This is a genomic window from Brevibacterium sp. AGC70 (genome assembly GCF_057334195.1).
Window position 1 is genome coordinate 198,859 of record NZ_JBHFIH010000001.1, and the last position, 11,021, is coordinate 209,879.

Genomic DNA, 11,021 nt, shown 5'->3' on the forward strand with positions numbered 1-11,021 from the left:
GCTTCCACCCCACCGAGGCGATCGGTGAGTACGCTCACGCACTCCCCCTCACCGAGGCGGCCGGTGAGACCGACCGGCCCCCTGGCGGGAGATTTCGGGGTTCAGCGGAACGAGTAGGCCTGCTCCGCGTGTTCGAAGGCATCGATGCCCGACAGCTCGTCTCTGGGGTCGATGCGCAGCCCCATGGTCTTCCGCAGGGCGAGAGCGATCACCAGGGTCACGCCTCCGGCGTAGATCAGGGCAACGACCGTGGCCACGATCTGCGACACGAGGAGCCCGAGTCCTCCACCGTGGAAGAGGCCGGCGGCCGAGTCTGCACTCGGGACCGCGAAGAGTCCGATCATCACAGTGCCGATGACACCGGCGACGAGGTGGACGCCGACGACGTCGAGAGCGTCGTCGTAGCGGAGGCGGTTCTTCGCTTCCACAGCGAGCACAGCTCCTGCGCCTGCCGCGATTCCGATGATGATCGCCGCATACGGTTCGACGTTCGCACAGGCGGGGGTGATGGCCACAAGACCGGCGATCGCCCCGGAGACGCTGCCGATGCTGCTGGGGCGAGTCGCCCGTATCCGCTCGATTGCGATCCAGGTGATCATTCCGGCGGCAGGGGCGGCCAGGGTGTTGACCCAGATCAGTCCGGCCTGCTCGATCGTCGAGGCGGCTCCACCGTTGAATCCGAACCAGCCGAACCACAGCAGCGCCGCACCGAGAACGGTGATCGGAATGTTGTGGGGCTTGTGCGGTGTCGAATAGCGGGCCCGGCGGCCCATGACGACGACGAGCACGAGAGCGGAGATTCCCGCGTTGATATGCACGACCGTTCCGCCGGCGAAGTCGATCGCCGGCCCGAAGGCGCTGCCGATCACACCCGACTCGCTGAGCAGTCCGTCGCCCCAGACCATGAAGGCCAGAGGACAGTACACCAAGGTCACCCACAGGCCGGCGAAGACCAGCCAGGTGGAGAACTTCGCCCGATCAGCGACGGCACCGGCGATGAGTGCGATCGCGATCATCGCGAAGGTGGAGCCGTAGCCGATGGAGATGAGAGCTTCGGGCTCGTTGGCGACTGTGTCGGCGAGGCCGATCTCGGACAGCGGATTGCCGAAGATCCCCAGCACGGAGTCTCCGGAGCTCAGTCCGTATCCGAAGAGGACCCAGACGAGCCCGCCCATCGCCATTGCCGAGAACACCATCATCATCATGTTGATGCTCGAGGTGATTCGGGTCATGCCGCCGTAGAAGAAGGCCACACCGGGGGTCATGAGCAGGACCAGACCGGCCGCGACCATCATCCAAACATTCACTGCGTCGAGTTCCATGTCGTCTCTTTCACGTCTCTGTCGGCTCCGTTTAGAACCGAACAGTGACAGTGTCCATGACGGATGTCACACCAGTGAGTCGATCATGTTTCCAGCATGTGACACAGGCTGGAGAATACGGTCAGTCGAGCAGTGCGTCGACGAATCCTTCGGCAGTGAACGGCGCCAGATCATCGGCACCCTCACCGAGGCCGATGAGCTTGACCGGAACCCCGAGCTCACGCTGGACGGCCACGACGATTCCGCCCTTGGCGGTGCCGTCGAGTTTGGTCAGCACGATGCCGGTGATGTTGACCGCCTCGGCGAAGACCTTGGCCTGCTGCATTCCGTTCTGCCCGGTCGTGGCGTCGAGGACGAGGAGCACCTCGTCGATCTCGTGGCCCTCGCCCAGAGGGCGTGTGGCCACACGCTTGACCTTGCCGAGTTCGTCCATCAGGCCGATCTTGTTCTGCAGGCGTCCGGCCGTATCGATGAGCACGACGTCGGTGCCGTCTTCCTTGCCGCGTTCGACGGCGGAGTAGGCCACGGAGGCGGGGTCGGCCCCCTCCTCGCCGCGGACGGTCTCCACGCCGACGCGACCGCCCCAGGTGGACAGCTGCTCGGCGGCCGCGGCACGGAACGTATCGGCAGCACCCAGCAGCACGCTCTGATCTTCAGCGACGAGCACACGGGCGATCTTGCCCACTGTCGTCGTCTTGCCGGCACCGTTGACTCCGACGACGAGCATCACGGCTGGGTCGCCGTCGGTGCCTGCGGTGGCAAGTTCACGATCCATGGAGGGATCGACGAGTTTGATGAGTTCTTCCCGAAGCAGTCCCCTGACCTCTTCCGGTTCACGGGTGCCGAGGACCTTGACGCGTTCGCGCAGTCTGTCGACGAGTTCCGTGGTCGGATCGACTCCGACATCGGCGAGGATGAGAGTGTCTTCGATCTCTTCCCAAGTCGATTCGTCGAGGTTGTCACGCGAGAGCAGGCTGAGCAGACCGCGGCCCAGCCCGGAGTTGGACTTCGCGAGGCGTTCGCGCAGGCGAACGAGCCGGTTCCCAGGTTCGGTGGGAACCTCGGATCCGCGTGTGGCAGCCTTCTCCTTGGCGACCGCCTCGGAGATGTCGTCGATCTTGAGTTCGCCGGTGACATCGGCGTCGATGCTGCGCTCATCGCGCAGCCCCTTCTTCTTGGCGTTGACGCGCAGGGTGAAGCCCAGCCCGACGACCAGAATGAAGACGATGGCTGCGACGATGAGCAATATGATCGGCTGATCCATTGACGTACGTCCTCCTTTGATTACCTTCCCTGGCCCCACGTTCTCGCGCGGTGGCCGCCGGTCAAGGGTGCTGTGCCGGTCGTGTTGCGCACATCGGCGCGAGGCCGCTGTGCGCTCCGGTGGCCCGCACCCCAGCGCCCCGCTGTCTCGGGGCGCGTGTGATGATGTCGTGTGGTCCGGTCAGGAACCTCGGCTGCCGAAGAGCAGTCCGGCTGTGGTTCTCCACCCTGTGCCGGATTCCGGGATCTTCCAATGACGGGTGCGCGGCCTCACCGTCAGCAGTGATGGTGCGGCGTGCCGGCGCGGCTGGGGCCGCAGCACGTAGGAATGGTCCCGGATCGCGGTGACTGCAGCCTGTTCCCGAGTCGCCAGGTGGGAGGTGCCGTCGTCATGACCGAAGAATTCGTGGACCTCGTCGTCGTACCCGGTCCATTGCCCCGGAAGTCGAAACCGCTGCACATCGGATGAGTACTTCAGGCGACCTTCAGCCCTCAGTCCCGGCAGCGCGACGAGGAGCACGACGATGAGGGCCAGCGCGAACGATACGGCGAGTCCGACAATGACGACGAGTACTGCATTCATGCTCGCGAGTCACCTCGTGATTCAGCCGACTCGGCCATGGACGTCCCGCTCCTCAAGCTTTTCGACAATGCTTCCCTGCGCTCAAGTCTATCGTCCAAATCCACGACATTCGTATTCGGGGACCGTGAGCCTATTGGAGAATTCCCTGGGACTCCCCTGGACATCTCTGCCGAATCGGCCTCCCGCGAACGGCTGCCGCTCATGGGATCCGCTGCGAGATGACCTTCGACACGCCATCTCCGTGCATCGTCACCCCGTAGAGTGCATCGGCGATCTCCATCGTTCGCTTCTGGTGGGTGATGACGATGAGCTGAGACGAATCCTGCAGCTCTTCGAACACGGTCAGCAAGCGGGACAGGTTGAGATCGTCGAGTGCAGCCTCGACCTCGTCCATAACATAGAACGGGCTGGGCCGAGCCTTGAAGATCGCCACCAGCATGGCGACGGCGACCAGTGACCGTTCGCCGCCGGAGAGCAGGGACAGTCGTTTGACCTTCTTGCCCGCGGGCCGGGCGTGGACGTCGACGCCTGTGGTCAGCATGTCGTTGGGGTCGGTCAGGCTCAGGGATCCCTCACCGCCGGGGAACAGGCGGGAGAAGATGTCTTCGAATTCCCGCGCGGTGTCCGCATAGGCCTCGGCGAATACTCGTTCGACGTGCCGATCGACCTCGTCGACGAGCTTCATCAGGTCCTTCCTCGAGGACTCGATGTCAGTGATCTGCTTTTCGAGGAACTGGTGCCTCTCCTTGAGTGCCTCGTATTCCTCGAGTGCCAGGGGGTTGACCGTTCCGATGCGTTTGAGGGCGGCGGTCGCCTTCTTGTGTCGTTTCTCGACCTCGGACCGCACATAGGGACGCTCCTCCTCGCCTTCGTCGAAAGCAGGAACCGGAACATGAGGGCCGTAGAGCTCGACCAGCCGCTCGAGGCCGAGTCCGGTCTCCTCTCTCGCCCGGTTCTCGATCTCTTCGAGTTTGAGTCGGAATCGTTCCTTGGCGAGTTCGGCTTCGGCGACAGCGTCCTTGAGTCGCTGCAGCTGCGTGCGCGTGGTGCCCAGTTCCTCACCGAGCCGGCCCTTCTCCTCCCGCAGCTGCCCGCGCTCTTTGACGAGGACCTGAATCTGGGAGCCCAGTTCGGACACCGTCGTCTCTGCGGCTGAAGTCGAGTTCTGTGCAATCTCGACGATAAGCACCGCCGAGGCAGCCGATCTGTTCTTGCGTGCGATCGTCCGCTGGGTCTGCTCGCGTGCGGTCTCCTCTGCCGTGGCCTGGCGAAGCAGGGAGTCGACCCTGTCGGAGAGGAATCGTGCTCGATCCGTGGCCGCCTTGTGGCTGATTCGGGTCTCGATGACGTCTTCGGAGGACTGGGACACCCGCCGGCTCAGTTCATCCCGTTCGGTGGTGTCGACAACCTCTTCGACGTCGTCTGCCCCGGCGAGCGCGGATTCGGCGGTGCGGGCCTCGCGTTCGGCCGTCTCCAGGCGTGTCGCTAGCTCCGCTTCGTTGTCCTTGGCCCGCTGCAGGCGAGTCTGGGCTGTAGTGATGTCGCCCGCGATTCGGGAGACCTCTTCCCCGGCGGCCATGATCGCCGCGTCCGAGGAGTGCAGTTTCTCAAGAGCCGCGGAGGCTGCTGCCTTCGCCTCGGCCAGCTTCTCCTCGACCCGGGCGATGTCGGCATCGATTCGGGTCCGAACCTGCTGCAGATCGGTGATGGAGGAGCGAGTCTCCTCGAGCGCGGTCTGTGATGCCAAACGGGTGCCCGAAGCGGTACGTGCCCGAGTGACACGTGTCGCGGTGAGGATCTCACCGCCGAGTGTGACCACCGTGAGCTCGGGGCGGGAATCGATGATGGACAGCGCGCTGGCAGCATCATCAACGCACACGACCGCCTCCAGCGCGGAGTTCAGCAGCTCGGTCAGTTCGGGCACGTCGCTGCTGACCACATCGCTGAGCCACCGGATCGACGGTGGGCCGTCGGCGATCCCGCTGAGTTCGGGCAGTGTGGTCGCAGAGCTCGTTCTGCTCGCCTGGTTCGCACCCTTGCCGGCACGTGCACCGGCGCCTGCTGCAGTGCCCACCCTGGCACTCGCCCCTGCCGGGATCGTGAGGTGGACATTGGTGTCCTCGCCGAGGTGGTCGAGCACTGTCAATGCCACCTGACCGGAGTCGACGAGCACACCGGAGACCGTGGTCGACAGGGCTGCCGCCACGGCCATCTCGAACCCGTTGACCACGGACAACCGCTCGGTCACGGCCGAGCCGACTCCCGGCAGATCCGCGTTCACGATGTCCTCGAGGTCGGCTTCCAAGGCTGTGCCGAGGGACAGCGCCTCTGCTCGGGCCTCTGCCGAGGCCAGTTCCGATGCGGTCTTCGCCTTCTGCGCCCGGAGTCCCTCGAGGTCGGTCTCCAACGTGGTCTGGGCCTCCTTGGCGGATTCGTACTCCGTGTCGAGTTCGCTCTCTCCTGCTTCGACCCCTTCGACGGCCGCCTCAGCGGTGCTCAGTTCCTCGCGACGTTCGGCGATGCGAGTCGAGGCGGTGTCGATCTCTGCCCGATTGGATTCGATCCGAGCCGTGAGGTCGCTGATGCGCTCACGCGCCTGGGAGCTCTTCGACTGCAGTGCCGACCTGTTCTTGATCGCCTCGGTGATGGCCAGCTGTGTGGCTTTGACCTCGTCCTCGGCCTTCTTCAATGCCAGAGCGAGCTCTTCTTTGCGCATCTGACTGCGATCCAGTGCTGCCGCGGACTCCTTGACCGCCTCCTCCGCGGTGCGAAGCTCCTCCTTGTGGTGCTCGGCTTGGGACCTCAGCTCTTCCGGCGACTTCGTCTCCCGACGGCCCAGGCTCGCGACCTCGGAGAGCAGGTGTGAGCGTTTGTCCTCGGCACGCTGGGCGATTCCTCTGGCACGAACGATCTGGGTCTGTGTCCGTGATTCGGCGGTGCGCAGATCCTCGAGCTCAGCATCAAGAGTGCCCAGACGTGCCTCGATCTCCTGCAGTCGCTGCTCAGTGCGGGATCGGCGATGCTCGAGGTCGCCGATGCGGTCTCTGCCGTCTTCGCCCTCAGCGCCCGAGGTGGAAGCCAAGGAGGCCTGCAGCCGAACGGTGTCATCGGCCAGCAGTCGTGCAGCGGAGTCGCGCAGGGTGGCTTGGACGGTGGCGGCCTTCTGCGCGGCCTCGGCCTGGCGCCCCAGCGGCCCCAGCTGCCGGTTGAGTTCGGTCCGCAGATCGGAGAGGCGATCAAGGTTCGTCTGCAGGCCGGTGAGTTTGCGCACGGCCTTGTCCTTGCGCCTGCGGTGCTTGAGGACGCCCGCGGCCTCTTCGATGAAGCTGCGACGTTCGATCGGATCGGCGTGCAGAATCGCGTCGAGACGCCCTTGCCCCACGATGACATGCATCTCTTTGCCCAGTCCCGAGTCGTTGAGCAGCTCCTGGATGTCAAGGAGTCGCGCCGGAGTCCCGTTGACGGCGTATTCGCTGCCGCCTGTACGAAACAGGGTGCGTGAGATCGTGACTTCGGTGTAGTCGACGGGGATGGCTCCGTCGGTGTTGTCGATCGTCAGGGCCACCTCGGCGCGGCCCAATGCCTGTCGCTTCGAGGTTCCGGCGAAGATGACATCGTCCATCTTCCCGCCGCGCAGATTCTTCGCACCCTGCTCGCCCATCACCCAGGACAAGGCGTCGACGACGTTGGACTTGCCGGAGCCGTTGGGGCCGACAACGCAGGTGATGCCCGGCTCGAACTTGAGCGTCGTCGCCGAGGCAAAGGATTTGAATCCTCGCAGGGTCAGGCTTTTGAGATGCATTGTCCACCCAGCATATCTCGGGTGAGTACTCGCAGTTCTCGAAACGTTTGATAGAGTGTCTCCTCGTGCGCCGATTTCGGTGCCGTTCCTCCGTAGCTCAGTTGGCAGAGCATTCGACTGTTAATCGAAGGGTCGCTGGTTCGAGCCCAGCCGGGGGAGCTGATCAAGGCCCCGTCGTATACGACGGGGCCTTGGGCATGTCAGAGGTCGGTGCAGCGGATTCTGGATCCGAATTTTGTCTCAATAGTGAAGATTTTTCCACTCACCTAATGGGAATCCGTCGAAACGGGTCTATTTTGGATCCAGCGTTTCCTACCGCCTGCCTATGTCCCGTCCTTACACCGTCATGTCGTCTAAGAATCACCATGCAGTACCTGAACAGGAAGGAGCGCCGATCACGTCCGCCTGCAGGATCACTGCGGCCGACATATTCGGCAAGCATCCCTATGAGCAGTGACAACACCAAGACTCAGGAGCTGATCGAGCACCTGAAGAATCCGACCACCAAGCTCAGACCCTTCAAACGCGAAGGTCTCGACAAGATGGTGTTCTTCACAGCCGGCATCCTTGCCGTTGCCTTCGTCGCCTGGGGATTCATCTCTCCAGACAGCCTCGGCACTGTCGCGGGTACCCTGCTGACCGGCGTCATGGACAACTTCGGCTGGCTCTTCGTCATCGCGGCCACGATCTTCACCATCTTCGTCATCGTCGTCGCCCTGAAGAAGTTCGGGCGGATCCCGCTGGGCAAGGACGATGAGACTCCCGAGTTCAAGACCTCGTCGTGGATCGCGATGATGTTCGCCACCGGCATGGGAATCGGACTGGTCTTCTCCGCAGTCGGCGAACCCCTGTTCTTCTACATGTCTCCTCCGCCGGCGACGGTTGACGGATCGTCCGCTGAGGCGATGGGAACGTCGATGGGTACGACGCTGTTCCATTGGACCCTCTACCCATGGGCGATGTATGCCATCGTCGGCCTCGGCATCGCATACGGCTCCTTCCGCCTCGGACGGTCTCAGCTGTTCTCCTCGATGTTCACCTCACTGTTCGGCGAACGCGCCGTCAACGGCGTCGGCGGCAAGGTCATCAACGTCATGGCCATCCTCGCCACGCTCTTCGGCTCCGCGTGCTCATTGGGCCTGGGAGCGATTCAGATCGGCGGCGGCATCGAGTCGGCGGGCCTGATGTCCACAGTCACTTCTCCTGTGCTCGTCATCATCATCGCCATACTCACCGCAGCGTTCGTCGCCTCGGCCGTCTCAGGTGTCGAAAAGGGCATCCAATGGCTGTCGAACATCAACATGGTCCTCGCGCTCATCGTCGCGCTCATCGTCTTCATCGGGGGGCCCACCCTCTTCATCCTCAACGTCATCCCGTCTTCGATCGGCTCATTCATCCAGGACCTGCCGCAGATGGCGTCGCGAACCGCAGCCAACGGACCGGACGTCAATGGCTGGTTGTCCTCATGGACCGTCTTCTACTGGGCCTGGTGGGTCTCATGGTCGCCCTTCGTCGGTCTCTTCATCGCCCGCATCTCGCGCGGCCGCACGGTGCGTCAGTTCGTCACCGGCGTCCTCATCGTCCCCTCAGTCGTCTCGACCATCTGGTTCGCGGTCTTCGGCGGCGGTGCGATCGGCATCCAGGAACGGGCCGAACGCGGCGAGGGCACGGTCAAGGCACTCGCAAAGATCGTCGACGGCGAACCCGATATCAACATGGACACGATTCTGTTCGACCTCCTCGGCGCGTTGCCTTTGCCCAACCTCATCGCCATCATCCTGATGATCGTCACTGTCATCCTCATCGCGATCTTCTTCGTCACTGGTGCCGACTCCGCGTCCATTGTCATGGGCACACTCAGTGCCAACGGAGTGCAGGAGCCAGGCAAGGGCCTCGTGATCTTCTGGGGTACGGCCACCGGCGCCGTGGCAGCGGTGATGCTTCTGGCCGGGGGCTCCGATCCAGCCGAGGCTCTCGAAGGGCTGAAGAACGTCACGATCGTCTCCGCGCTGCCGTTCGTCCTCGTCATGCTGCTGCTCTGTGTGGCGCTGTGGAGAGACCTGTCGAGAGATCCGCTGATCATTCAGGGTCAGTTGGCCAGTCACATCCTCGAGCAGTCGGTGGCCACCGCCGTCGACGAGCACAACGGCGAGGTCTTCGGACTCGAGACTTCCGAACTGCCTGCCGACGTGATCGCAGCAGACAATGAAGACGCCGAGTCAGGTTCGTCAGAGTTGTCTGATCTCAACGATGCCGATCACGAGCAAGGCGACACCATCAGGTAACCCATTGTCGCGGCGCTGACCGCGCGACATCGGTGAATGCCAGAGGCGGCCAGTACGACTCGAGAGAGTCTCGCCGGCCGCCTTTCGCCTGTCGCATCGGTACACGTATGCCGACGCAGGCCCGGGGTAGGAATGCCGACGCAGGCCCGGGCGCCAGCGTGACGCAGTCTCGGCGGTGGCCTCAGCGGTACCGCGGCGGGCGCTGGCAGGTCGGGCAGAAGTGGCTGCCTCGTCCCCCGATCGTCATCTTCTCGATCTCGGTGCCGCAGCGCACGCACTCCTGGCCGCCGCGCCCGTATACGAGCAGGGCACGGTCGAAGTATCCGGACTCCCCGTTGACGTTGACGTAGAGGGCGTCGAAGCTGGTCCCACCCACGGCCAGCGCATCGCTCATCACCCGTGACGCAGAGTCAAGGACGGCGGCCAGGCGGGACTTGCGAGTGCGAGCGGGGATCGCAAGCGGGTGGATACCAGCCCTGAAGAGTGCCTCATCGGCATAGATGTTGCCGATGCCGCTGACCAGGGACTGGTCGAGCAGCGCTGATTTGACCACCGTGCGCTTATGAGAGAGCTGCTCGAGAGCCAGGCCGGGTTCGAAAGCCGGTTCCAGAGGATCGGCTGCAATGTGATTCGCCGAGGCGGGCACGAGCCGACCATAGGCGTGCACCAATGGCTGAACGCCGAGATGGCCGAAGATCCGTTGGTCGATGAAACGCAGCTGGAGGCTCTCGCTCCCCCGCTCGAGGCGGAGGATCGCCCGGGTATGCTTGTGGATCTCGTCAGCGGCATCGTGGACGCGCAGCTGTCCGCTCATGCCGAGGTGAACGAGCAGGCTGAGTTCAGGGGCAGCCGGCTCGGCAGCCGGGCCAGCACCACGGTCCTCACCCAGGGTCAGCCACATGAACTTCCCGCGACGTTCGGCACCGATGATTCGCCGCCCGGACACCGCTGCGACGAACTCGACGGCTGCGGAAGCATCGATGCGACGCTGGGACGTGGTGCCGAGAATCCGGGGGTCGATCACCTCGGCGCCGGTGATGGTGGTGCCGGCAGTCCATTCATGGACGCCGAGGCGCACGCTCTCTACCTCGGGAAGCTCGGGCATCAGAAATGCCTCAGCGCGTGTAGTCCGGATAGATGGTGCGGATGGCCTTGACGGCGACTTCCGCGGCTGCTGCTTCGGCGTTCTTCTTCGAAGAGCCGTCGCCGGTGCCCCAGCCGTTGTCCCCCAGCAGGGCGGTGGCGGTGAAGACCATGGCGTGATCGGGTCCCGAGGAGACGATCTCGTAGCTCACGGCGCCCAGATCAAGATCGGCCGCTGCTTCCTGCAGTGTCGTCTTATAGTCCATTCCGGCACCCAGATTCACCGCATCGGAGAGCATCGAATCAATGAGGCGGTGGACGAAGGCGAAGGCCTCTTCACGTCCGCGGGCAACGAAGGTCGCGCCGATGAGGGCCTCGACGGTGTCGGCAAGGATCGAGTCCTTGTCGCGGCCGCCTGTCAGCTCTTCGCCCTTGCCCAGAAGAATGTGGGGGCCGATCTTGTGTCTGCGCGCGATCGACGCCAAGGCTTTGGTGTTGACCACGGCGGAGCGCATCTTGGCCAGTGAACCTTCGGCCAGATCCGGGTTGTCGTAGTACAGCGACTCGGTGGCCACGAGGCCAAGGACGGAGTCGCCGAGGAATTCGAGACGCTCGTTCGTGGGTATGCCGCCGGCTTCGAAGGCGAAGGAGCGGTGAGTCAGGGCCAGACGAAAAGTCTCGGG

7 protein-coding genes and 1 tRNA gene are annotated in these 11,021 nt (G+C 63.8%); 2 read left to right on the top strand and 6 right to left on the bottom strand.

Going from position 1 to position 11,021, the window contains the following annotated elements; all coding sequences use genetic code 11:
* Positions 1-101: 101 nt before the first annotated feature.
* The 4 genes from ACE03M_RS00860 to smc all read right to left on the bottom strand — a co-directional run bounded on the left by ACE03M_RS00860 (position 102) and on the right by smc (position 6,970).
* Positions 102-1,322, bottom strand: a complete 1,221-nt coding sequence (locus tag ACE03M_RS00860; RefSeq protein ID WP_143922488.1) for an ammonium transporter — start codon at positions 1,320-1,322, stop codon at positions 102-104.
* Positions 1,323-1,443: 121 nt separating this feature from the next.
* Positions 1,444-2,586 carry a signal recognition particle-docking protein FtsY gene (gene ftsY / locus ACE03M_RS00865; protein ID WP_143922487.1) on the bottom strand — a complete coding sequence of 381 codons (1,143 nt, stop codon included), beginning with the start codon at positions 2,584-2,586 and terminating at the stop codon, positions 1,444-1,446.
* A 180-nt stretch (positions 2,587-2,766) separates the two neighbouring features.
* Positions 2,767-3,168 (bottom strand): hypothetical protein, encoded by a 402-nt coding sequence (locus ACE03M_RS00870; RefSeq protein ID WP_009885107.1) that lies wholly within the window; start codon positions 3,166-3,168, stop codon positions 2,767-2,769.
* 199 nt (positions 3,169-3,367) lie between these two features.
* The gene (gene smc, locus ACE03M_RS00875) at positions 3,368-6,970 is read right to left on the bottom strand and encodes a chromosome segregation protein SMC (RefSeq protein ID WP_485932219.1); all 3,603 of its coding nucleotides are present in this window, start codon (positions 6,968-6,970) and stop codon (positions 3,368-3,370) included.
* A gap of 86 nt (positions 6,971-7,056) precedes the next feature.
* On the opposite strand from smc, the gene ACE03M_RS00880 reads away from it, so the two are divergent.
* Together ACE03M_RS00880 and ACE03M_RS00885 are read left to right on the top strand one after the other, a co-directional pair.
* Positions 7,057-7,129 (top strand) — tRNA-Asn (locus tag ACE03M_RS00880).
* 287 nt (positions 7,130-7,416) lie between these two features.
* Positions 7,417-9,255 carry a BCCT family transporter gene (locus ACE03M_RS00885; RefSeq protein ID WP_485932221.1) on the top strand — a complete coding sequence of 613 codons (1,839 nt, stop codon included), beginning with the start codon at positions 7,417-7,419 and terminating at the stop codon, positions 9,253-9,255.
* A 181-nt stretch (positions 9,256-9,436) separates the two neighbouring features.
* Here ACE03M_RS00885 and mutM read toward each other — a convergent pair whose 3' ends face one another.
* Entirely contained in the window at positions 9,437-10,360 is a 924-nt protein-coding gene (gene mutM, locus ACE03M_RS00890; RefSeq protein WP_143922484.1) for a bifunctional DNA-formamidopyrimidine glycosylase/DNA-(apurinic or apyrimidinic site) lyase, read from the bottom strand.
* 10 nt (positions 10,361-10,370) lie between these two features.
* Positions 10,371-11,021: ribonuclease III (gene rnc / locus ACE03M_RS00895; protein WP_485932223.1), on the bottom strand; the 651-nt coding region annotated here is incomplete at its 5' end.

Coding starts and splice junctions, on each gene's coding strand:
- ACE03M_RS00860 (WP_143922488.1), bottom strand. CDS start 1,322: ATGGAACTCGACGCAGTGAATGTTTGGATGATGGTCGCGGCCGGTCTG.
- ftsY (WP_143922487.1), bottom strand. CDS start 2,586: ATGGATCAGCCGATCATATTGCTCATCGTCGCAGCCATCGTCTTCATT.
- ACE03M_RS00870 (WP_009885107.1), bottom strand. CDS start 3,168: ATGAATGCAGTACTCGTCGTCATTGTCGGACTCGCCGTATCGTTCGCG.
- smc (WP_485932219.1), bottom strand. CDS start 6,970: ATGCATCTCAAAAGCCTGACCCTGCGAGGATTCAAATCCTTTGCCTCG.
- ACE03M_RS00885 (WP_485932221.1), top strand. CDS start 7,417: ATGAGCAGTGACAACACCAAGACTCAGGAGCTGATCGAGCACCTGAAG.
- mutM (WP_143922484.1), bottom strand. CDS start 10,360: ATGCCCGAGCTTCCCGAGGTAGAGAGCGTGCGCCTCGGCGTCCATGAA.